At 40.5% G+C, this 23,975-nt stretch carries 22 protein-coding genes and 1 riboswitch; of the genes, 17 read left to right on the plus strand and 5 right to left on the minus strand.

The features are described 5' to 3' along the window. Positions 1–31 precede the first annotated feature (31 nt). The 3 genes from AC0VXV_RS03120 to AC0VXV_RS03130 all read right to left on the minus strand — a co-directional run bounded on the left by AC0VXV_RS03120 (position 32) and on the right by AC0VXV_RS03130 (position 2,829). A complete protein-coding gene (locus AC0VXV_RS03120) occupies positions 32–1,087 on the minus strand; it encodes an acyltransferase family protein (protein WP_475530304.1) in 1,056 nt (351 codons plus the stop codon). A gap of 220 nt (positions 1,088–1,307) precedes the next feature. Beyond that, the gene (locus AC0VXV_RS03125; RefSeq protein WP_475530305.1) at positions 1,308–2,387 is read right to left on the minus strand and encodes a GGDEF domain-containing protein; all 1,080 of its coding nucleotides are present in this window, start codon (positions 2,385–2,387) and stop codon (positions 1,308–1,310) included. A gap of 34 nt (positions 2,388–2,421) precedes the next feature. Further along, on the minus strand, positions 2,422–2,829 hold the full coding sequence (locus tag AC0VXV_RS03130; protein ID WP_475531393.1) for a GGDEF domain-containing protein: 408 nt from the start codon (positions 2,827–2,829) through the stop codon (positions 2,422–2,424). 207 nt (positions 2,830–3,036) lie between these two features. Here AC0VXV_RS03130 and AC0VXV_RS03135 point away from each other — a divergent pair, with 207 nt between their 5' ends. Next, positions 3,037–3,474 carry a YwiB family protein gene (locus AC0VXV_RS03135; protein WP_475530306.1) on the plus strand — a complete coding sequence of 146 codons (438 nt, stop codon included), beginning with the start codon at positions 3,037–3,039 and terminating at the stop codon, positions 3,472–3,474. Between the two features lie 2 nt (positions 3,475–3,476). Beyond that, complete coding sequence (gene argS / locus AC0VXV_RS03140; protein ID WP_475530307.1) at positions 3,477–5,144, plus strand: arginine--tRNA ligase; 1,668 nt, start codon at positions 3,477–3,479, stop codon at positions 5,142–5,144. Between the two features lie 299 nt (positions 5,145–5,443). Here argS and AC0VXV_RS03145 read toward each other — a convergent pair whose 3' ends face one another. Both AC0VXV_RS03145 and AC0VXV_RS03150 read right to left on the minus strand, forming a co-directional pair. Then, positions 5,444–6,334, minus strand: coding sequence for an IS3 family transposase (locus AC0VXV_RS03145; RefSeq protein ID WP_475530308.1), 891 nt, complete (start codon positions 6,332–6,334; stop codon positions 5,444–5,446). Further along, a complete protein-coding gene (locus AC0VXV_RS03150; protein WP_014822792.1) occupies positions 6,331–6,633 on the minus strand; it encodes a transposase in 303 nt (100 codons plus the stop codon). The genes AC0VXV_RS03145 and AC0VXV_RS03150 overlap by 4 nt, the downstream gene beginning before the upstream one ends. Before the next feature lie 417 nt (positions 6,634–7,050). Here AC0VXV_RS03150 and AC0VXV_RS03155 point away from each other — a divergent pair, with 417 nt between their 5' ends. The 15 genes from AC0VXV_RS03155 to AC0VXV_RS03225 all read left to right on the plus strand — a co-directional run bounded on the left by AC0VXV_RS03155 (position 7,051) and on the right by AC0VXV_RS03225 (position 23,919). Further along, positions 7,051–8,229: an acyl-CoA dehydrogenase family protein gene (locus tag AC0VXV_RS03155; RefSeq protein WP_475530309.1), complete on the plus strand. Its 1,179-nt coding sequence runs from the start codon at positions 7,051–7,053 to the stop codon at positions 8,227–8,229. Then, a complete protein-coding gene (locus AC0VXV_RS03160) occupies positions 8,226–9,098 on the plus strand; it encodes a transporter substrate-binding domain-containing protein (protein WP_475530310.1) in 873 nt (290 codons plus the stop codon). The genes AC0VXV_RS03155 and AC0VXV_RS03160 overlap by 4 nt, the downstream gene beginning before the upstream one ends. A 73-nt stretch (positions 9,099–9,171) precedes the next feature. After that, complete coding sequence (locus AC0VXV_RS03165) at positions 9,172–9,882, plus strand: amino acid ABC transporter permease (protein ID WP_475530311.1); 711 nt, start codon at positions 9,172–9,174, stop codon at positions 9,880–9,882. A 13-nt stretch (positions 9,883–9,895) separates the two neighbouring features. After that, positions 9,896–10,606 (plus strand): amino acid ABC transporter permease, encoded by a 711-nt coding sequence (locus AC0VXV_RS03170; protein WP_475530312.1) that lies wholly within the window; start codon positions 9,896–9,898, stop codon positions 10,604–10,606. A gap of 12 nt (positions 10,607–10,618) precedes the next feature. Further along, positions 10,619–11,374: an amino acid ABC transporter ATP-binding protein gene (locus AC0VXV_RS03175; protein ID WP_475530313.1), complete on the plus strand. Its 756-nt coding sequence runs from the start codon at positions 10,619–10,621 to the stop codon at positions 11,372–11,374. A 98-nt stretch (positions 11,375–11,472) separates the two neighbouring features. Continuing rightward, positions 11,473–11,665: riboswitch (cobalamin riboswitch) on the plus strand. Between the two features lie 141 nt (positions 11,666–11,806). Continuing rightward, entirely contained in the window at positions 11,807–12,754 is a 948-nt protein-coding gene (locus AC0VXV_RS03180; protein WP_475530314.1) for an ABC transporter substrate-binding protein, read from the plus strand. Continuing rightward, on the plus strand, positions 12,747–13,745 hold the full coding sequence (locus tag AC0VXV_RS03185) for a FecCD family ABC transporter permease (protein WP_475530315.1): 999 nt from the start codon (positions 12,747–12,749) through the stop codon (positions 13,743–13,745). The genes AC0VXV_RS03180 and AC0VXV_RS03185 overlap by 8 nt, the downstream gene beginning before the upstream one ends. Further along, entirely contained in the window at positions 13,745–15,211 is a 1,467-nt protein-coding gene (locus AC0VXV_RS03190; RefSeq protein WP_475530316.1) for an adenosylcobinamide amidohydrolase, read from the plus strand. The genes AC0VXV_RS03185 and AC0VXV_RS03190 overlap by 1 nt, the downstream gene beginning before the upstream one ends. 99 nt (positions 15,212–15,310) lie before the next feature. Then, positions 15,311–15,871 (plus strand): cob(I)yrinic acid a,c-diamide adenosyltransferase, encoded by a 561-nt coding sequence (locus AC0VXV_RS03195; RefSeq protein ID WP_475530317.1) that lies wholly within the window; start codon positions 15,311–15,313, stop codon positions 15,869–15,871. A gap of 197 nt (positions 15,872–16,068) precedes the next feature. Further along, the gene (locus tag AC0VXV_RS03200) at positions 16,069–18,357 is read left to right on the plus strand and encodes a (Fe-S)-binding protein (RefSeq protein ID WP_475530318.1); all 2,289 of its coding nucleotides are present in this window, start codon (positions 16,069–16,071) and stop codon (positions 18,355–18,357) included. 298 nt (positions 18,358–18,655) lie between these two features. After that, positions 18,656–19,846, plus strand: a complete 1,191-nt coding sequence (locus AC0VXV_RS03205) for an acetyl-CoA C-acetyltransferase (RefSeq protein WP_475530319.1) — start codon at positions 18,656–18,658, stop codon at positions 19,844–19,846. A gap of 13 nt (positions 19,847–19,859) precedes the next feature. Then, positions 19,860–20,714 (plus strand): 3-hydroxybutyryl-CoA dehydrogenase, encoded by an 855-nt coding sequence (locus AC0VXV_RS03210; RefSeq protein ID WP_475530320.1) that lies wholly within the window; start codon positions 19,860–19,862, stop codon positions 20,712–20,714. 9 nt (positions 20,715–20,723) lie between these two features. Next, positions 20,724–21,860: an acyl-CoA dehydrogenase gene (locus AC0VXV_RS03215; RefSeq protein ID WP_475530321.1), complete on the plus strand. Its 1,137-nt coding sequence runs from the start codon at positions 20,724–20,726 to the stop codon at positions 21,858–21,860. A gap of 283 nt (positions 21,861–22,143) precedes the next feature. Further along, positions 22,144–23,280, plus strand: coding sequence for an acyl-CoA dehydrogenase (locus AC0VXV_RS03220; protein WP_475530322.1), 1,137 nt, complete (start codon positions 22,144–22,146; stop codon positions 23,278–23,280). Between the two features lie 3 nt (positions 23,281–23,283). Further along, on the plus strand, positions 23,284–23,919 hold the full coding sequence (locus AC0VXV_RS03225; RefSeq protein ID WP_079524621.1) for a TetR/AcrR family transcriptional regulator: 636 nt from the start codon (positions 23,284–23,286) through the stop codon (positions 23,917–23,919). Positions 23,920–23,975 lie beyond the last annotated feature (56 nt).

Consider the following 23,975-nt stretch of genomic DNA (forward strand, 5'->3'; position numbering starts at 1 on the left):
GCTGAACCTCAAGATGAGGTCCAGCTTTTTTTCACGTCGGAATAGGTGTCTTTGCTTTCTTGATTGAAAACCCGCCAAGTAGAATTGTCCCGTTTGGTAGCCATTTTTTTATTAAAATTGAAACAATAATAGGAATGAATATCCCAATCGTTGTGTAACCAATAAGTCCGTACGTGAAATAATCATTTAAAATAATATCTGCAAATATATGCAAATACATAATGGTAAGCGAGTGATTTTCTATTTTCTGCAACCAGTTGAGCGACAGTTTTGCTGCAAGCAACTGGAAGAATCCTACTAGTACGATTGTAAATGATATAGGAATGACCAAATCCAATATCAAATGGTCATACCGTAAAAACTTCATACTCAGTCGATAATCGATGATATTGAACCTGTCAAGTAACAATGCCGTCGCACTCAGAAACAAGGCCGTACCCATCCATTGTTTTGAAATGTCCATCCAAAATTCTTTAAAATAATACCCGATTGCAAAATAGACGATTGCCATCATCGCAACATCGATGTTCCAAATCATTGGAATCGATTGCGCTGCTTCGGAAGGCTTGCCGCTGATGACTCTCATAGCGAAAATGCTCTCAAAATGTGCGATAATATAAAAGAGTCCTAGAATTATAAACTGTTTCACCCGATTGAAGTAGGTTGTCAACCACATGAATAATAAATATGTGAAGAATAAAGTTGTTACAAACCAGAAAACACCATATGCTCCGCGAATAAAACGTCCACCTATCGCAAGTGTCCATAAATCTTTAAGATACCATTCTAAATCCCAATTGCCTGAAAAAATCTCCATTCCATAACGGACTAGTGTAATACTGGCAAGGAAAAATAGGTAAGGAAAGATTAATTGCATGAAACGCTTATAAATTGTCAGCTTTATATCCTTTTTATCTAAAACCTGTTTAAAAAACAAACCGCTTAATATAAAAAATGCCGGCATATGAAACCAATAAATATATTTCGCGAGTGGAAATTCAAGCTCTCCTGGATAATGCCCGATAACGACAAGGATCATTAAGAATCCCTTCGTAATATCCACCCACGTTATCCGTTTTTTGTTCATCAATAACACCTCTAAAAAAAATATGCTGCTATTATATACCCTTTATTAGTGTGAATAGTGGAATGTAACAGTAAAGATATGTAATTGTTATATAAACGGGAAATCACGGTTATAAAGGATTCTTGTGGCGATTGAGATCATAAATTTTATAAAGTGGAAATGAATGGGTAAATAAGAAAAAAGGTGTGTGAAAAGTTACTTCGACTTTTCACACACCTTTTTAATATCGCTGTTTAATTTGATTATAGTGGCAGATCGGAACATTTGCCTGATGTTTTGCTTTCAATAAGGCTTTATTTGAAAAGCGGTAAAGCTCTTTAACAATTTGTCCATTTTGCGGAAATGAGCAGATTCCAATCGCAAGAGTCAGTTTACAGGATGGATAGTTTTCAAAAGTATGCTGCTGTACAGTTTTATTAATTGAATAGGCTAAAGTAATCGCTTCTGCAGGTGCCATTTGTGGCAGCACAACATAAAACTCATCACTATCAATTCGTCCGATGAGCGCATTTTCCGGAAGCTGGTCTTTTATTAGTTGAGAGATTTGTACGAGTATTTCATCGCCGGCTTTATAGTGATACATATAATTCAATTCGCGAAACTGGCGAATATCGATATGAAGCAGTTCAAAATGTATTTTTGCATTCACATAAGACAATAACTTCTGTTCAATCGCGATATTATTAGGCAGTTGTGTAAGCAAATCCGTTTTCTTTAGCGCATAGATTTGTTTAATTTGTTTATTTTTATCGTCAAGCTGCATTAATATTTTTCGGACCGCATAAAAAGTGAAGGTCGAAACAACAAAGAAAAGTATTAAATAGAACAGATTATTTATTTCAAATCGGTCATAAATAAGTAGGATGATAATGTGTTCGATTGTTATGACGAAAAAATAGATCGGTAAATTTTGAAACGTAATGGGACGTTTTAATGCGAAATAGCATGCAACGACGGTCACTACTAACGTATTCAGCATGATAATGAAGGACAATACTGATGTGTACAATAAAACATACCGACTAATTACAATCATAAAACCTGTAATGAAAATTGAAACAGGTCCCCCAAGCAAACCACTGAATAGCACAAAAATAATCCGATTGTTTATTAGCATGCCGTGAGCATACGGAGTAGCCAATGCAGTCAATATAAAGGCGGCACATCCGAATGTCACACCGACGATGATAGACTTATATTTATGGATGAAAGGACTATCTTCATATTGAATGAAAGGCCAGAAAATTAAAATCGTAAAGCAAAACAGAATCGAAAAGTTGATTGTCAGCTCAAGAAACATGGCATCACCCACCTTGGTAATATATCACTACCCGTTATTTTAAATTATTTATATGGAAATAAGAAGATAGTTTTGTTTTTGCCTGCTGTTTTGCTATAACTAAATTTTCAAGAAGCTCCAAAGATGTTTGCCCATTATCTGGATAGGAACTAATTCCTACCGTAACGGAAATATGAAAAGATAAATCTTTGGATACTTCGAACGGCTGTTGGGCAATCATATTAATTAGATTATTGGCCTCTACAATTGCAACAGCAGGAGGCACATCCTTTAAAACGAGAAGAAACTCCTCACCGCCCAATCGGCCAACATAAGCAACATTTTTATTGGCATATTCCATCAAGTGTTGGGCAAGTTGTTTAATAACGAGATTACCTGTAGAAAACCAGACTGCAAATAAATTAAAAGTGTAAACGTAAATAATATACAGAAGTAAGATAATATTTCGATTAACATAATAAGCTCCTTTATACTTTAATCATTACAGTTCTGAACGAAATTACTATTAAAATAGTGGAATTAAATAAAAATCGTTCAAATCAAGTTGATTGAAGGAGTAAGTGCAAAGTTAAGTTCGTTGTTGCTTAAAGATAGTTACTTATCCTATAATAAAAAGGTTATAGAAATATATGTATAGGAGCTGACTGCTATGGCGAACGAGAGCGGGAAAACAGTCAAAATCAAACTAGTTTCCTCAATCATTCCAACCGAGGGCGAGCTTGAACAATATGAAATGTGGCTTGAAGGCAGTTGTGTAGTAAAAGGGAACAGTCATTATTTGCGCTATGAGGAAGTTCAGGAGGATCTACAAATTCAAACGACGATCAAACTCAATGAAGCGAATTCGTTTATTATGCGAAAAGGCGGTGTGAACATGCGTTTGCCTTTAAATCCGGACTTACGCGAGAATGGTCATTATGACAGTCCGTTCGGCTCATTACCTCTTGTTACCAATACACATCAGTTAGCCATTGAAGTAGTACAAAGCGAAAAAGTGTCAGGGCAATTTAAAACACAATATGACCTTATCATAGGTGGCAATTCAGTTGGCCATTACAAATTAGACATTGAATTTACGGAGGTATAACTATGAATGCAGTAGAACAATTACAGCAATCGATTAAAGCGGCATTAAAAGCAGCAATCGATCAAGCAGGCCTAGTAGAAGTGGGCACGAAAATCAACATCCATTTAGAAACACCAAAGGATAAAGCAAACGGGGACTTTGCAACAAATATCGCAATGCAATTAACTAAACTGGCGAAAAAGCCGCCACGTGCAATTGCAGAAGCGATTTTAGAGCATTTAAAGACTGAAGGCACGGATATCGAGAAGGTTGAAATTGCAGGACCAGGTTTCATGAATATTACAGTTCGTAAAGACTTCTTGGCGAGTGTTGTTACAGCAGCATTTGAACAAGGCGAAAACTATGGTCGTTCAACTGCAGGCGCAGGAGAAAAAGTACAGGTCGAGTTCGTTTCAGCTAACCCGACTGGCGACTTGCATTTAGGCCATGCGCGCGGTGCTTCTGTAGGGGATTCATTATGTAATGTATTGGATTTTGCCGGTTTTGACGTATCACGTGAATATTATATTAACGATGCCGGTAACCAAATTAATAACTTAGCGTATTCTTTAGAAGCACGTTATAAGCAAGCATTAGGAATGGATGCAGAAATGCCGGAAGACGGATACCACGGTCCTGATATTATCGGAATTGCCGGTAAGCTTGCTGAAGAATTCGGTGCAACGATTTTGGACAAGTCTGATGAAGAACGCTTTAAATTTTTCCGTGAGCATGGCTTGAAACTGGAATTGGCGAAACTGCAAAATGACCTTAAAAACTTCCGTGTTGAATTTGATGTTTGGTATTCAGAAACATCTTTATATGAAAACGGTAAAATCGATGTAGCATTAGACAAACTAAAAGCAAACGGCCATGTATTTGATGAAGAAGGCGCGACTTGGTTCCGTTCAACAACATTCGGTGACGACAAAGACCGCGTATTAATTAAAAACGATGGTTCATACACATATTTAACACCGGATATTGCTTACCATGAAGATAAATTACGTCGCGGCTTTGATAAGCTGATCAATATTTGGGGTGCTGACCACCACGGCTATATTCCACGTATGAAAGCGGCGATCGAAGCACTTGGCTATGACCGCGGTACATTGGAAGTAGATATTATCCAAATGGTTCAGCTATATAAAAACGGCGAGAAATTCAAGATGAGTAAACGTACAGGTAATGCTGTAACGATGCGTGAATTAGTGGAAGAAGTAGGCTTGGATGCTGTACGTTATTTCTTCGTTAAAACAGCAGGGGATTCACATATGGACTTCGATTTAGACTTAGCGGTATCTCAATCGAACGAAAACCCGGTTTATTATGCACAGTATGCACATGCGCGTATTTCATCAATTTTACGTGCAGCAAACGAGCAAGGTTTCGAAGCATCACTGGAAAACCTGAACTTGCTAGTAGCAGAAAAAGAAGAAGAAGTGCTGAAAAAAGTCGGCGCATTCCCGCAAATCGTGGCAGATGCAGCAAAACACCGCACCCCACACCGTATCGCAAACTATATTCAAGACTTGGCAGCTGCATTCCATAGTTTCTACAATGCAGAAAAAGTATTGAACCAAGATAACAAAGAGCTGACAGAAGCTCGTTTAGCATTAATTACAGCAGTAAAAACTACATTAGCGAATGCACTGAAACTAATCGGCGTAAGCGCACCTGAAAAAATGTAATTCATAATTCAAAAGACATTCTATTTTCTAATTGAAAATGGGGTGTCTTTTTTGTGGTTAAACCCATTGTGTTGTATGTCTATGAAGAGTTTGCGCTTTTTGTTCAAGTTGGGCAGTGGAAAGAAGTACGATTAATTTTTATTAGAACAATGCTGGTGGATATAAGAATAAGTGGTCTTCCGTCAATATTTCGGACAAGCGTTAAGAGACTTTTTTGCTACCGCCCTTCGGTTGCTCTGCTTTTCATCCCTCCATCCCCAGACCTGGGCATAGAGGGATGAAAACCCTGTAAGAGAACTTTAAGAGGCATTTTGACAAACAGACTCCTGTTGATTTCTTTCAAATTGGTTTGGTGATAAATAACCGATTGTTGAATGGCGTCGTCGTTCATTGTAAAAGTTTACGATATATGACTCCACGCTCTTTCTTGCTTCTTTTTTGGATTCGAAACGGTGTCGATAGATCCATTCTTTTTTGATTGTGGCGTGGAAGGATTCAATACACGCATTGTCATAGGGATCTCCTTTACGACTCATGCTAATTTTAATCCCATATTCTTTTAAAGTTCTTGTATAGCTTGCGGCACAATATTGTGCGCCTCGATCTGAATGGTGAACTAATCCCTTTTCGGGTTTTCGAACTGCTAAAGCATGCTTCAAGGCTTGATCTACTAATGTTTCTTCCATATGATCTGCGATGGCCCAGCCGACGATTTTACGAGAATATAAATCCATGATTGACGCAAGATACACCCACCCCTCCAGTGTTCGAATATAAGTTATATCTGCGACCCATACTTTATTTTTCTCTTTAACTTGAAATTGACGTTTGACTAGATTCGGATAAATAAATTGATGGTGATTGGAATCCGTTGTTCGTTGAACAGTCTTCGGGATTATGGCACTTAACCCAAGGTTTCGCATCATATTCGCAATCTTCTTTTGCGAACAGACATAACCTATACTCGCTAAGTCTTGCGCAATCCGAGGGCTACCGTATGTACCAAAACTCCTCGTATACGATTGATGAATCTGATGGGCAATTTCTGTATCGCGTACTTCTTTTTCCGATAGGGGCTGTATCTGTTTTTTACGCCAGTCATAATAACCGCTTTTTGAAACCATCAATACTTTACACATCATCGCAATGCCAAAGTTATTTTTATGCTTTTCAATGAATGCATAAATCACTCGGGGTTTTTCGCGAAGATGTGCATAGCCTTTTTTAGAATTTCATTCTCTTCTTCCAAATCACGTAACTTCTTATCAAACGCTGCCTGCAACTTATCTACTTCGCTAGAAGTAAAGTAACGCGTGACATCCTGATTTTTCGATTCGCGATAATCTTTAATCCATTTGTGAATAGTTGAAGACCCAATTTCAAACTTAAATGCCAGATCCGAAACTTTTGCGCCATCTTCTAAAACAGACTTTAAAATGTATTCTTTTGTTTGTGCGTCTAATCGCTTTCGAGTTTGTTTTTCTTTCATGGGTTCCACGTCCTTTTTTAGTTATCTTAATCTTAAAGTGTCTCTTAAGACGTGTCCATTTTTTATACTAACCTCATAAGCCGCTTGGATATTAGAAAACAGGAGGCTATTTTAGAACAAGTACAACCTATTTTAGAACAAATGAAGTATATATTAGAAAAACGCAACTTTATTAGAACAATAAAATTATATTAGAACTTTTACAAATATATTAGAAACCTGACCCCATATAATTTTTTTCAAGGAGAAACCCCTTAATTACTTCGGAATAGACCAGAAAGATACACAAGTATGTCACCACGCCTAATTCCTATATAAAAACTTGGTAATGCCTATTGACTTCTTAATATTCAGAAAGTAATATTAATTCCAATAGAGTAACTATGTATTGGGATAAACATGAAGGTGGTGCTTTTCATGAGCAAAGAATTATTTATTCAAACAGACGAGCAAAGACAATGGTTGAAAAAGCTCGAAACGATAGCAGATAGTGTGAAACAACATGCACAGCAAACAGATGAAGAAGCAGTCTTCCCGTTTAAAAATTTTAAGAAGCTACGAGATATAGGTTACACGAAAATAACGTTGCCGAAAAATTATGGTGGTGACGGCTTTACTGTATACGATGCAGTGTTATTACACGAGACATTATCGAGCTACTGCGGCAGTACTGGTTTAGCTGCATCGTGGACGTTGCAAAACGTCGGTGAAATTTTTGAAAATCGCTATTGGGATCAACAGAAGCTGGAGTGGTTCGGTGTACAAATTGCCAAAGGTGCCACAGTCAATCGTGCAGTAAGCGAATTTGCGATGGGGAGTCCAGTACGAGGCGGGCGACCAGGAACGACAGCAAAGCGAGATGGCGATTCATACATTATAAGCGGTCGCAAAAATTACACGAGTGGTGCACCGGATTTAGACTACTTTTTAGTATCGGCATGGGTGGAAGAAGACGATCATTTGGGATTCTTCTTAGTACCAAAAACAGCTGCTGGTGTATCGGTTGAAAACACGTGGGATGTTGCATCGATGCGCGGTACAGGAAGCGATGATTTAGTTCTGGAAAATGTCCGGGTAGATGTTTCTAATTTAGTTGAAATTCCTAGTTATTCTACAGGTTTTAAGCTAAATGGCTGGCTGCTGTTAATCCCTGCCACTTATTTAGGAATTGCACAGGCAGCGCGCGATTACGCAGTTGATTTTGCCAACAGTCACTCACCGAACAGTATTCAAGGGACAATTGCCCAATTGCCGAATGTCCAGATGCTGATCGGAGAAATGGATTTAGCATTGACGAAAGCCCGTTTTACCATTTACGGAGTGGCTCGACTTTATAATGATCCGGCGAAAAAGGCTGCCATCATCAATGAAGTGAATATCGCAAAACATGTCGTGACAAATACCGCCATTGAAGTTGTCGATAAGGCGATGCGACTAGTAGGGGCGAAAAGTTTACAACGCTCTAACCCACTACAGCGATATTACCGTGATGTGCGAGCAGGCCTGCACAACCCGCCGATGGATGATATTACGATTAAACGCTTAGCAGAAACCGCGATTGAAAATAATTTAAAAACGAAAGAGGTAAACATATGAAAATCAATAAATTTATTAAACTGGCATCTTTAAGTGTTGCAGCTGCAACAATTTTAGCAGCGTGCGGCAATGACCCGGACTCAAGCTCAGCTAGTACATCATCTTCGAGTAAAGATGGCGTAACAGTTGTTAAAGTAGCGTACGACCAAGCGGGAAAGCCAATGACATTTTTAGATGAAAACGGCAATGCGACAGGATATGACGTAGAAGTAATGAAACTTGTCGACGAAGCATTACCGGATTATGAATTTGAATTCGTTGGTACTACGAACGATGATTTACTAATCGGTGTCGAGCAAGGGAAATATCATGCAGGTGTAAAAAATGCATTCTGGACAGAAGAACGTACACAGAAATACATTTTCCCGCAAGAGTTTTTAGGATTAAGTAGTGCAGGATTAGTACTGAAAAAAGAAAACGAAAACATTAAAAATCTAAGTGACTTTGCTTCAGCGGGCTATACGCTGGCACCTATCGCAGCAAACAATGCCCAATACACAGTCATCGCGGAATACAATGAAGCAAACCCTGACAACCAAGTGAAATTACAAGCAGGTGAAGAGTTCACTGTGGATGTTGTTCAATGGGTAAACGAAGGCCGCGTTGATGGGGGCGTTCAAATCGAAGGAGCATTCACAGGGCAAGTATTAACAGAAGGCGGACCATATTACCACCTAAAAGATGAAGTCGTATACAACGAGTTTGCGGTTATTAAAACATGGCCGTTATTCAATAAAAAACAGCAGGAATTTGCAGACGCGTACGATAAAGCAATTGCAGAAATCAAAGAAACAGATGCTTTACGTGAGCTAAGTAAAGAGTTTTACGGCAAAGACTTATTTGAAGTACTAGAATCAGTAAATCGATAATTCCTTGAAGCTGCTTAAGTTGTTGCTTAAGTAGCTTTTCTTATCAACATTTTAAAAGAAAGGTCGGAGAAATGTGGAGAAATATTTTGATGTGTCGTACATTTGGTCTGCGTTGCCCAATTTATTACCATACTTATGGATTACACTTTATATTGCAGCATTTTCTGTTATTGGCGGGTCTGTTTTTGGTCTACTACTAGCGGCGGCAAAATTGAGCTCCAATAAAATACTTAGGCTTTTAGCAAATGGCTATACGACCGTAATCCGTTGTACACCATCGATTGTTTTACTGTTTCTAGTGTATTACGGCATTCCCGCCTTTGCGGAAGGGGTATTCGGGATTTACTTGCAAAATGTACCGACAGGCGTATTTGTTGTTGTTACATTTAGTCTGCAATTTGCGGCAATGATGTCAGAGGTGATTCGCTCTTCGTATTTGGCGATCGACCGCGGGCAATTTGAAGCGGCCGTCAGTGTAGGATTAACACCGTTTCAAGCTTATCGTCGCATCATTTTCCCGCAGGCGTTTGTTGTTGCTCTTCCAAACTTCGGAAATGGTCTAATTTCAGTTTTACAAGAAGGGGCACTTGCTTACACAATCGGCTTTATCGATATCGTAGGGAAGGCAAACTTAATTATTGCGAACAATTACGGAACACATACTCTTGAGATTTACATCGCATTAGCGGTTATTTATTGGATACTATCCATCTCCATTGAAAAAATCTTTGCCTTGCTTGAAAAAGCATTCAGTAAAGGGAAACAATCGATTAAAATAACGTAGGAGGGGGCTTACAATGGGATTGATCAACTGGCAATTTTTATTTGATACGTTTTTTGTTGCATTAAGTGGTGTTCCAGTAGCGCTTCTCGTTACGGTTGTTTCACTTTTTGTAGCCGTACCATTAGGTTTTTTACTAGCACTTGCACGTGTTTATGAAGTACCGGTCATCAACTTTTTTGCGAAAATCTACATCTCATTTGTCCGCGGTACACCTGTTATTATTCAAATTTTCGTTTTATATGCAACGATTCCCTTGCTGTTAAGTGGGTTGTTTGAGAAATACAATATCGACTATCCAATTTATGAAGTGAATCCGTTATGGTATGCATTTATCATTTTTTCATTTAATACAGCAGCAGTACTAATTGAAGTGTTTCGATCGGCCATACAAACTGTTCCGAAAGGTCAGCTGGAAGCCGCTCAATCAGTTGGACTTACAACAGCACAGGCTTACCGACGTATTATTATTCCACAAGCATTAGTGTCTGCGATGCCGAACCTGTGTACAGCGACGATCAACTTAATTAAAGCAACATCGCTCGGGTATGCGATTTCATTACAGGAAATCACCCTTAAGGCAAAAGTAGAGGCGAACTTTGGATACAATTATTTAGAGGCATATATTGATATTTTCATTGTTTATTTAATTATCTGTATGACGGTTGAATATTTATTTAAATGGTCTGAGAAGCGTTTAAGTCGCTATAAAGCGGTGACAGTTTAAGGAGGAATCGGAATGCTTGAAATTAAAAATATTCATAAAACATTTGGGGAACTCAAAATATTAAAAGGGGTCGATTTAACGATTGATAAAGGGGATGTCGTCGTCATTTTAGGTCCAAGTGGTTCGGGAAAAACGACATTGCTGCGCTGCATTAACTTTTTGGAACGTGCTGAAGAGGGGACCGCAAGTTTCGACAATATTTCGGTTGATTTAAATAAAGCGTCGAAAAAGGATATTTTAGCGATTCGTAAAAAAACTGCATTCGTCTTTCAAAACTACAATCTATTCAATAATAAAACAGCGCTTGAAAATGTAGCTGAAGGGCTTATCATCGGGCGTGGTATAAAAAAAGACGAAGCATATACAATTTCTAAAAAGGCCCTTGATAAAGTGGGCTTATCAGAGAAATATGATTCTTATCCAAGCCAATTGTCAGGTGGCCAACAACAACGTGTTGGCATTGCACGTGCTGTTGCATTAAATCCGGATATTATTTTATTTGATGAGCCAACATCAGCACTCGATCCTGAACTAGTAGGGGAAGTATTAGGTGTGATGAAAGACATCGCAAAAGAAGGGACGACAATGTTAGTCGTTACACATGAAATGTCGTTCGCGCGCGATGTGGCCAACCGTGTCATTTTCATGGACGGCGGGAATGTTATTGAAGAAGGCTCACCACACGAAATTTTCGTGCAGCCAAAAGAAGAACGTACAAAGCAATTCCTGCGCCGCGTACTTCCAGATGACTATACCTACCATATTTAAGGATAATGGGCATCCATTCATAGCTTACGTCAAATTATCTGACACTTTAATAAATCTGCATACATTCCGTTAATCTTCCGTTATAATAAAGGCATAAATTAAATATGGACGATAAAGGTTCTTACTCGTTGGATTGAGTAAGGAGTAAAAGGGAAATCGGTTCAATTCCGATGCGGTCCCGCCACTGTAATTGCTAGTTAAGAGCAACATGCCACTGAAAAAACTTTTCGGGAAGGCGCTCTTTAACGTTCATGCCTAAGCCAGGAGACCTGCCTTTATAATGCCCTGAATTATACCTACGAGGATAGGATATGGCGGATAAATTCTTTTTATTGAATATTATTTGCATATGTAAAGCTTCCTTCGTTTATAAGTAGGGAGCTTTTTATTTTTGTAGAAAATTATACAAAGAGATTTCAGGAGGTTTTTATTATGAAAAAATGGCAACTGCTTTCTTCCGCAGCATTACTTACATTAACATTGGCGGCATGTAATTCGGAAAAAGCTATAGATGAACAATCAACAAAGGGAAGCACAGAAGTAACTGAAACAGCACAATTTCCGGTTACATTAAAAGATGCTTTAGACAAAGAAATTACACTTGAAAAAGCACCGGAACGCATAATTACATTAGCCCCATCGAATACGGAAATTTTATTCGGCCTAGGATTAAACGATGAGATTATTGCTGTGAACGACAACGATACATATCCTGAAGAAGCATTATCAAAAGAATCAGTTGGAGGAATGGAGTTCAATTTAGAGCAAATAATCAGCCTGCAACCCGATTTAGTAGTCGCACATGAATCCGGAATGTACAGCTTCAATGAACAGGCAATTGCGCAGCTTGAAACAGTAGGCATTCCTGTCTTTGTTGTAAAAGATGCGAAAACATTTGAAGAAACATACGAAACAATTGAACAAATTGGACAGCTGACAAATAAAGATCAAGAAGCCGAAGAAATGATTGCCTCTATCAAAGAGGGGATTGAAGAAATTGAAGTGAAAGTAGCCGACCTGGAAGAGAAGTCCGTCTTTGTTGTTGTTGGGACAAATCCAGAACTATATGTTGCTGGACAGGAGACGTTCATTAGTGAAATGCTTGAAGTATTAAATGTAGAAAATGCCGTTCCGGAACTCGGGTGGCCGCAGTACAGCTCGGAGCAATTTGTAAAGAGCAATCCGGATATCATTTTAGTAACATATGAAAACGACTTGGCAGCAATCGAGGAAAATGATGCATATGCAGAAATGGATGCTGTGAAAAACGCCAATGTGAAATTAGTCGATAGCGATACGACAAGTCGACAAGGTCCGCGTATTGTAGAAGGTATTGAATCAATTGGGGAAGCAATTTATCCAGAGGTATTCAATGAATAAAAAATATTCAATCGCCTATGTACTATCGATTGGATTACTTTTAAGCAGTATATGGATCGGCATTTCGTTCGGGTCTGTTAATATTCCGTTTTCGACATTGTGGGATAAAACAACAGATCCGGTTGCATACAGTATTTTGTGGAAAATCCGAATGCCACGCGTCATTTTAGCCGCATTAATCGGGGCTTCTTTAGCAATTGCGGGGGCAGCATTCCAAGGGTTGCTTAAAAACCCTTTGGCAGATCCATACACATTAGGTATTTCATCAGGGGCCTCGGTAGGTGCGGTAATGACAATCTTTTTAGGCATTTCCATACCGGTGCTGGGTGTATTCACATTGCCGGTATTCAGTATGGCTGGAGCTGCATGTACGATGATCATCGTCCTGACATTTGCCAGACTTGTTGACCGCTCGATGAAAATGGAGACGCTGATTTTGACGGGAATTATTTTCAGCTCGTTTTTAGGGTCCTGTATTTCCTTAATGGTCGCACTTACTGGTGAACAGCTACGAGAAATCATCGGCTGGCTTCTAGGAAGTGTATCGATGCGAGGGTGGCCATATGTCCGGATGGTTCTGCCATTTATGGTGCTTGGAACGGCAATTATTTGGCTGACTCGCCGTGAATTGAATGCGATGATTTATGGAGAAGAGCGTGCCCAGTATTTAGGGGTAAATGTTAAGCGCAGCAAGTATATGATATTGGCGGGCGGTTCCATTCTAACAGGAGCGGCTGTTGCTGCATCCGGGACAATTGGATTTGTCGGATTAGTAGTACCGCATATGATTCGCCTGCTAATCGGAGCAGACCATCGACATTTATTGACATTGTCGTTTTTGAACGGTGCAAGCCTGCTCGTCATTTGTGACTTAGTATCGCGAACAATTATTGCTCCTATCGAACTGCCGATTGGTGTTATTACTTCCTTTATTGGAGCACCTGTCTTTGCCTATATTTTCTTCAAGCAACGTAGAAAGGTTGTTGCATAATGTTAAAAGTAAATAATCTATCCGGCGGTTACGGTGGGAAAACGGTTGTGAAAAATATGACGTTTCACATGGAAAAAGGAAGAATTCTCGGGATTCTTGGTCCGAACGGCAGCGGAAAATCGACATTACTGAAACTGATCAGTGGTGTGCTGAAGCCTGAAACAGGTGAAATTTTCATCGAAGAGAAACCGCTTAAAAGCTATGACAACAAGCAATTGGCGAAAAAGATGGCGGTTCTGCCTCAATTAAATGCAAGTGCATTTACGAACAGTGTATATGATGCGGTTTCGTTAGGACGTTACCCCCATCAAAGCGGATTCTTTTCTTCCTGGACCGAAGAAGATGAGACGACAGTTCAGCAGGCAATGGAAAGCACAGGTGTGTCGCAATATAAAAATCAGTATTTGGAGTTTTTATCGGGAGGCGAGCAGCAACGGGTATTTATTGCCCAGGCACTTGCACAAAATTCGGAGTTGCTTCTATTGGATGAACCGACAAACCATTTGGATATCGCCCATCAAAAGCAGATTCTGGATATGATTCGGATGCAAGTTGAGGTGCAGGGGCTGACGGTTGTCTCGATTTTCCATGATATTAACTTGGCATCACTTTATTGTGATGAACTCCTTCTGTTGGAAAATGGTGAAGTACGGGCGTTTGGCGAGCCGCATGAAGTCGTATTGCAAGAACAGATTGCCGATGTGTATCAGGCTCGAATTGCGACATATCCTCACCCGGAGCTGCCAAAACCGCAAATTACGATGCTGCCAACGAATGAAATGGAACGAAAAGCTGCGACAATCCAGATGGACCAGTTTCAAATAACAGAAGACTATATCGAATATCAGGCCCAGGCACCGCTGAAAGTTATTTCTTCTGCTGTACATAATGCCGGCATAGGCTGGTATGACACATTACTAAATCGTTCCATTGCTCCAGAATACGATATTTATAATGTGAAAGAGGAAACGGAGCGATTTTTAAAAGAGCGTAAGTTTTCTCCAACAAATACGGTCGTTATGTTGACTGCAGTGGAAACAAGCTGCGCAGTAATTCGGCATTTCTCGAAAAATAACGTAGAAATCCTAGTCATGGTAACAGCAGGTGTAGGAAACAGTGTCGACGTTACAAAAACATATTTGCGGGAAGAAGAGCCACATGTCGGTACGATTAATACATGGGTAATCATTAATGGGAAGCTGACAGATGAAGCATTTATTCAAGCGATGATTACGGCAACAGAAGCAAAAACGAAAGCATTGGCAGATCAGCAAATAAAAGATTCAGTGACAAATACAATTGCAACAAGTACCGCAACCGACAGTCTATTGATTGCCGCTACCCAACAAGGGGATGAAATGCCGTATGCAGGACCTATTACGGAAATCGGCAAACTAATCGGCCGGGCTGTTTTCGAAGTTACAATAGAAGCAATTAAAAAATATAAACAGCATTATAATAAGTAAAGTATCTTGGAAGAATAAAACTTCCGCTTAAAAAAATTGTGTCATTAGGGAGTTTTCAAAAAGCCTAGAAATAATATTAAATCGAAAGGGTGATTATTGATGAAATTATATACAAAGACAGGCGATACAGGGAAAACGAGCATTATTGGAGGACGTGTCGATAAAGACCATCTGCGCGTTGAAGCATATGGCACAATTGATGAGCTGAATTCATTTATCGGTAAAGCTGTCAGTGAATTGGACCAGGAAAAGTTCAAAGATTTGATTGAAGATTTAACTGCCATTCAACATGAATTATTTGATGGAGGCGGGGACTTGGCGAATGTAATGAAAGAACGTCATTACAAACTTAAGGAAGAACCGATTGCTGTTTTGGAGAAACGTATCGATGCACTTTCCGAAGAAGCACCGCCATTAAAACGTTTCATCTTACCAGGTGGGGCACCGGCAGCTGCTACTCTGCATATCGCCCGCACAGTTGCCCGCCGCGCGGAACGGGAAACTGTATCTTTAATGAAAGAAATTGAAGATGTATCACCAGTTGTACAGAAGTATTTAAACCGATTATCGGATTATTTATTTGCTGCAGCACGTGTCGTAAACTACCGATTATCAATCCAGGATGTCGAATATATCCGGAGTGGCGACGTATTCAAATGAACGAAAAATGCTAGTTAAGGCAATAAAATTGTCTAACTAGCATTTTTTATATTTTGATTTAATTTTCAGAATTAATGACGAAATCTGTTGACTGAATGCTCATTCATAACTACAATGGGTTTATAGATTCATATAGTTTATCGGGGTGAATTGGATAAACAAAGGGGTAAAAACTTCGTATTCCAGGGGGGAAAACAATGAATACATTTATAATTATTAACTGGATTGCATTCATCGCCGTGTTACTTTATGCGCTGGGATTATTCGCATACTTATTAAAAACACGTTATGACTATATTCAACTTGGTCGAAAAGAAGAGTTCAATCATAAATTTTCTGAACGTATAGAAGATATCGTTGAGAAAGTATTTGGTCAATCAAAACTATTAAAAGATAAGAAGATGGGACTTGTACACGTTCTGTTTTTCTACGGATTTTTAATGGTTCAATTTGGGGCTATCGATTTAATCTGGAAAGGGCTCGCACCGGGATCACATCTTCCGCTAGGTGGTCTGTACCCGGTATTTACATTTACACAGGAACTTGTTGTATTAACGATCTTAATCGCGGTAGCGGTTGCATTTTACCGTCGTTATATGGAGAAACTTGCACGTTTAAAGCAAGGTTTTAAAAATGGTTTAGTTTATATGTTTTTAGCTATTTTAATGTTTGCTACATTATTTGGCAATGGCTTTTACTTAATTTGGCATGATCACGGTTTAACAGGATCAGAACCAGTAGCGTCTGCAATTGCCTGGGTATTCCAATGGATGAATCCGACGATTGCTGCTGTCATGTTCTTCGTTATGTGGTGGGCACACTTGTTGGCGTTACTAGCATTCCTTGTTTATATCCCGCAAGGTAAGCACTTCCACTTAATTACATCGATTTTCAACGTTTATTACAACCGTCAAGACCGTATTGGGACATTGCGTCCAATCGATTTTGCCGCATTGGAAGAAGCGGAAGATGAGGAAAGCATGCCGCCGCTTGGAGTCGGAAAAATTCATGATTTCACACAAAAGCAAATGCTTGACTTGTATGCTTGCGTAGAGTGTGGACGTTGTACAAATATGTGTCCGGCAACAGGAACAGGAAAAATGCTGTCACCAATGGACCTGATTGTAAAATTACGTGATCATCTAACATTTACTGGTGCAGTTGAGCTAAAGAAAAAGCCTTGGGTACCATTCTCGTTCTTTAATAATACACAAGGTAACCAACTGGCAATGGCTGCTGGTGCTGAAGGTGCAGTAATTGAAGATATTTACAGTCCGTCATTAATCGGCGATGTTATTACAGAAGAAGAAATCTGGGCTTGTACAACATGCCGTAACTGTGAAGATCAATGTCCGGTAATGAATGAGCATGTTGATAAGATTATCGATTTACGTCGTTATTTAACAATGACAGAAGGTAAAGTGAATCCGGATGCTCAACGCGCAATGACGAACATTGAGCGACAAGGGAATCCATGGGGCTTAAACCGTAAAGAAAAAGAAAACTGGAGAGAGCTTGACGAAACAGTTCACATTCCAACAGTTAAAGAATTGAAAAAATCAGGCGAAGAAATGGAATATTTATTCTGGGTCGGTTCAATGGGTTCATTTGATAACCGCTCACAAAAAATTGCATTGGCATTCGCTAAGCTAATGAACAAAGCAGGCGTGAAGTTTGCAATTTTAGGTAACAAAGAAAAGAACTCAGGGGATACACCGCGCCGATTAGGTAACGAATTCTTGTTCCAGGAGCTTGCAACAGCCAACATTGATGAATTTGAGAAAAATGGTGTGACGAAAATTGTAACGATTGACCCGCACGCATACAATATTTTCAAAAATGAGTATCAGGATTTCGGCTGGAACGGTGAGGTACTTCACCATACAGAATTGCTGTACGATTTGATTCAGGAAGGCCGTTTAACAATGGACCACCGTGTTGATGAAACGATTGTATTCCATGATTCATGTTACTTAGGACGCTATAACGATGTATTCGATCCGCCACGCGAAATTTTAAAAGGGATTGCAGGCGTGAAGCTAGTTGAAATGGCGCGTAATCGTGAAGACGGTATGTGCTGTGGTGCCGGCGGTGGTTTAATGTGGATGGAAGAGCATGTCGGAAACCGTATTAACGTTGCCCGTACAGAGCAGGCAATCGCAACACAGGCATCTGTAATTTCTTCAGGCTGTCCTTACTGTTTAACAATGCTCTCGGATGGAACGAAAGCAATAGAAGTAGAAGATACAGTCGGCACTTACGATATTGCGGAAATTTTAGAGCGTGCGGTATTCGGGACACCGGAAAAAGCGCAAGCTCAACAAGAACAAGAAGAAGTAGTGGAAGAAACAGTTGTAGCACCTGTAGAACCAATTGAAGCTGAGAAACAGGCATCGACTGTTGAATCTTCAACGCTTCCGGAAGAGCAGCAAGTGGCAACAGATGCAACACCGCCAGGAGATGAAAATAACGAACAAAACAAATAATATACGAATTAACGAGAATAAAATTTATAGTCAGTATATTTGAATAATTGTTGCGAATTCAAAAAGGATTTAATACAATGAAAGTAAGCGAAGAAATGAGAGTAGTAAATACTCTCATTTTTTTCTAAATAATGATTGAGCGAGCGTTCAGTCGAATTACTAATAACAGACTGCAAGCGGTGTTTCTATTAGTAAGTGATGGGGATCGTTATTAATAGATTAATAGCCTGCAGCAGAAATTCATATTACTGATGGCGATGTACAAATTCGGATTAATTCAAACAAAGGGGTGTATGGATTGTCGAGAACAGTCATTTTAGACGGCGCACGAACACCATTCGGTAAATTTGGTGGCGCATTAAGTTCATTAACAGCAAGTGATTTAGGCGGAGTTGCAATTAAAGAAGCATTGGCAAAGGCGAATGTAGAAGCTGATGCAGTAAACGAAGTCATTATTGGAACTGTATTGCAGGCAGGGCAAGGGCAAATCCCTTCACGGCAAGCGGCAACAAAAGCGGGAATTCCGTGGAATGTGAAAACAGAAACAATCAACAAAGTATGTGCTTCAGGAATGCGCAGTGTAACACTTGCAGATCAACTCATTCGATTAGGGGACGAAGAGGTGATCGTGGCTGGTGGAATGGAATCGATGTCAAACGCACCGTACTATATGCCAAAAGGGAGATTTGGTTTACGTATGGGAGATGCGAGTTTAGTAGACGGCATGATTTATGACGGTTTGTCTTGTGCCTTCCACCCAAAACAAGTGCATATGGGTATTTACGGCAATGACACAGCGAGCAAGTTTAGGGTTTCGCGTGAACAACAGGATGCATGGGCAGTTCGCAGTCATGAAAAAGCACTTGCGGCAATCGACTCAGGGAAATTTGCAAATGAAATCGTAGCAGTGGAAATTCCACAGCGAAAAGGCGACACACTTCGTATTGAAACGGACGAAGCGCCACGAGCAGGAACAACTTTGGAAACGCTAACAAAATTAAAATCGGCGTTCAGCAGTGATGGCACAATTACAGCCGGAAATGCACCAGGTGTGAATGACGGGGCGTGTGCACTTGTACTGATGAGTGAAGAAAAAGCACAGCAGGAAAATCGTCAACCGCTCGCAACAATTCTTGCACATGCGGAAGTTGGGGTAGCACCGGAAGATTTCCCTCAAACACCGGGACTTGTAATAAATGAGTTGCTTAAAAAGTCTGGTAAAACATTGGCAGACATTGATTTAATAGAAATTAATGAAGCGTTCGCAGCGGTTGCTCTAGTAAGCAATCAAATTAGCGGACTGGATGAGAGTAAAGTAAATGTTAACGGGGGTGCCGTTGCATTAGGCCATCCGATTGGAGCAAGTGGTGCCCGTATTATTTTAACGCTCGCTTATGAACTGAAGCGCCGCGGGGGCGGTTTTGGAATTGCAGCAATTTGTTCAGGCGGCGGTCAAGGGGACGCGGTATTAATTGAAGTTACAAACTAAGGGGATGAAATAAATGGCGATTCAAAAAGTAATGGTCATCGGAGCAGGCCAAATGGGTTCCGGGATCGCGCAAGTTTGTGCGCAGGCAGGCTACGAAGTCATTTTAAATGATATGAAAGATGAGTTTTTCGAACGCGGTTTAAATGCAATCACGAAAAATTTGGCACGTGATGTTGAAAAGGGGCGTAAAACAGAAGAAGAAAAATCGGCTGTGTTAGCTCGTATTACTAAATCATTGACGATTGAAGACGCGAAAAGTGCGGACATTATCATTGAAGCGGCAGTCGAAAACATGGACATTAAACAATCGATTTTCAAGCAGCTAGATGAAATTGCACCTAAGCATGCGATTTTAGCGACGAATACATCAAGTTTACCGATTACTGAAATTGCGGCAGTGACAAAACGTCCGGAGCAAGTAATTGGTATGCACTTTATGAATCCAGTACCGGTCATGAAACTCGTGGAAATTATCCGTGGTTTGGCAACATCTGATGAAGTGTACGAAACGGTTGCAGATATGACAAAGCAACTGGGGAAAACAGGTGTGGAAGTGAATGACTTCCCGGGCTTTATTTCAAATCGTATTTTACTGCCGATGATTAATGAAGCAATCTATGCATTGTATGAAGGGGTAGCGACGAAAGAAGCGATTGATGATGTGATGAAAATGGGGATGAATCATCCGATGGGACCATTAACATTAGCTGATTTTATCGGATTGGATACATGCTTGTCGATTATGGAAATTTTACACGAAGGACTTGGAGACAGTAAGTATCGCCCATGTCCGTTATTACGCAAATATGTGGCAGCCGGCTGGTTAGGCAAAAAGAGCGGTCGAGGATTCTACATATACGAAAGCTGAGGGACTTCTATGAATTTACAATTTACTGATGAGCAGTTGATGATGCGTAACATGGTCCGTGATTTTGCCAAAACCGAAATTGAGCCGTTTATCGAGCAGATGGAGGCGGGCGAGTTCCCGAGGCATTTGCTGACGAAAATGGGTGAGCTTGGGCTGATGGGAATTACGGCACCTGCTGAGTACGGCGGTGCGGAAATGGATTTTACTTCTTATATTATCGCGATCCATGAGCTGTCGAAGGTAAGTGCGGTAATGGGCGTTATTTTGTCAGTCCATACTTCTGTCGGCACAAATCCGATTTTATATTTCGGCAATGAAGACCAAAAGAAAAAATATGTACCGAAGCTGGCAAGCGGAGAATCGATCGGAGCATTTTGTTTAACGGAGCCTAGTGCCGGTAGTGATGCTGGTTCACTGAAAACAAAAGCAGTCCGAGAAGGCGATCATTACGTATTGGACGGGGCAAAAGTGTTCATTACAAATGGCGGGGAAGCCGATGTGTATATCGTTTTTGCTTCTACAAATCCGGAAGCCGGTTCACGCGGGATCTCAGCATTTATTGTAGAAAAAAATACGGCTGGTTTAATAATCGGAAAAGATGAACGAAAAATGGGGCTGCACGGATCACGTACGGTTCAGCTTACATTTGAAAACATGCGAGTGCCTGCAGAGAACCTGCTCGGTCAAGAAGGAGACGGCTTTAAAATTGCCTTGGCCAACTTGGATGTAGGTAGAATCGGAATCGCAGCTCAAAGTTTAGGGATTGCCGAAGCTGCATTGGAAGCGGCAACAGCCTATGCAAAAGAGCGCATCCAGTTCGGAAAACCAATCGTCCAGCAGCAAGGGGTCGGCTTTAAGCTTGCTGATATGGCAACAGCGGTGGAAGCTGCAAAACTGCTCGTTTACAGGGCTGCAAACATGCGCAGTGAAGGACTGTCATGCGGAAAAGAGGCATCAATGGCAAAACTGTTCGCATCTCAAACAGCAATGGACACAGCGATCGAAGCCGTACAAATTTTCGGTGGCTACGGCTACACAGAAGATTATCCAGTAGAACGCTATTTCCGCGACGCAAAAGTAACACAAATTTACGAAGGCACAAGCGAAATCCAACGCATCGTCATTAGTAAGCATGTGATTGGTTGACGTACTTAAAAACATAGTTGATTGAAGTGGAGGTTCGAGTGTTCGTGCTGACGACTAGCGCCTTTCGCTACAAGATTTTCTCTGTGACGAAAGCGTAAGCGGCAGTCACAAGCAAAGCTTCCAGCGGGAAAAGCACGACGCCTGAGACTAGGAACAAAAGCTAAGAACGCCACGTCCTGTGGCAACGCTTTTGTGACCAACATTCGTGTTGGCCTCTTGCCCGCGGAAAGCGTAACCGGAACGGAAATCAACGGGTAATCTAATATAAAGGGGACATGGGGAAATGAACTTTCAATTATCAGAAGAACACCAACAATTACGCGAAATGATTCGCGATTTTGCAATCAATGAAGTAGCACCAACAGCAGAGCACCGCGATGAGCACGAAGAATTTGACCGCGGCATTTTCGATAAAATGGCCGAGCTAGGCTTAACAGGTATTCCTTGGCCGGAAGAATACGGCGGAGCAGGGTTTGACTACTTGGCATACTGTATCGCAGTTGAAGAATTATCACGTGTTTGTGCATCGACAGGGGTAACATTGTCAGCACATACATCACTTGCTGGCTGGCCCATTTTCAAATTCGGTAACGAAGAGCAAAAGCAAAAATACCTTCGTCCAATGGCAGAAGGTAAGAAAATTGGTGCTTACGGCTTAACAGAGCCAGCTTCGGGTTCAGATGCAGGCGGGATGAAAACATATGCCGTAAAAGACGGCGACGACTATATTTTAAATGGTTCGAAAATCTTCATCACAAATGGCGGGGTAGCAGATATTTATGTAGTATTTGCTGTAACTGATCCAGAAGCGAAAAATGGCACGACTGCTTTTATCGTTGAAGCGGACTTCCCAGGATTCTCAGTAGGGAAAAAAGAGAAGAAACTAGGAATTCGTTCATCTCCAACGACAGAGATTATTTTTGACAACTGCCGTGTACCAAAAGAAAACGTACTAGGTGAAGAAGGTCAAGGTTTCATTATCGCGATGAAAACGCTTGATGGCGGCCGTAACGGAATTGCAGCACAAGCGGTTGGGATTGCACAGGGTGCATTGGATGCAGCGGTTGATTATGCAAAAGAGCGTGTTCAATTCGGCAAGCCGATTACTGCAAACCAAGGGATTTCATTCAAGTTAGCGGATATGGCAACAGAAATTGAAGCTTCACGTTTATTGACGTACCAGGCGGCATGGTTGGAATCAAATGACTTACCATACGGAAAAGCATCGGCAATGGCAAAACTGCTTGCGGGTGATACAGCGATGAAAGTAACGACAGAAGCTGTTCAAGTTTACGGTGGCTATGGCTATACGAAAGATTACCCGGTAGAGCGTTATATGCGCGATGCGAAGATTACGCAAATTTATGAAGGTACACAAGAAATCCAACGCCTTGTAATTTCGCGTATGATCACGAAATAGCCTATGGCGAAAAATGATAAGCTGCACGTCCAATCGTCAATAAAAGATGAAAATAAAATAATCGCACGCCGTCAGCAAATTATCGATGCCGGTGTGAAGCTTTTCAAGGAAAAAGGATTCCATCGTGCAACTACAAGGGAACTTGCAAAAGCGGCCGGTTTTTCTATCGGCACTCTATATGAATATATTCGTACGAAAGAAGATGTTTTATTTTTAGTATGTGACAATATCTTCAATGAAGTAACGAAATGCTTAACTGATTTCCCTTCCGATACAGGTACAATCGAAGGCTTGAAACAGGCAATCCGTCAATATTATTTGCTTATTGATCAAATGCCTGAGGAGTTTACGATTATGTATCAAGAAACGAAGTCATTGCAAAAAGCTGCGATGCATTACATTCTTGATAAAGAGCTTGAAATGGTCGCAATTTTTGAACGCATATTAAAGGACTGTGTTGAAGCCGGCAATTTATCGCTGTCTGAAGATGCAATCTATTTAGCGGCAAATCACATCGTCGTGCAAGGGCAAAGTTGGGCATTCCGGAAGTGGGCACTGCAAAAAAGATATACGATCGATCAATATATAAAATTGCAAACAACAATGTTTTTACAAGGCATTATGCAGTTTGAAAATTAGGAAAGGAGAATCGCCATGTAGAGCAACTATTTAAAGAGTTTGCTTCGCATGGTGAT

The sequence above is a fragment of the Solibacillus sp. iso_87 genome (assembly GCF_056173085.1).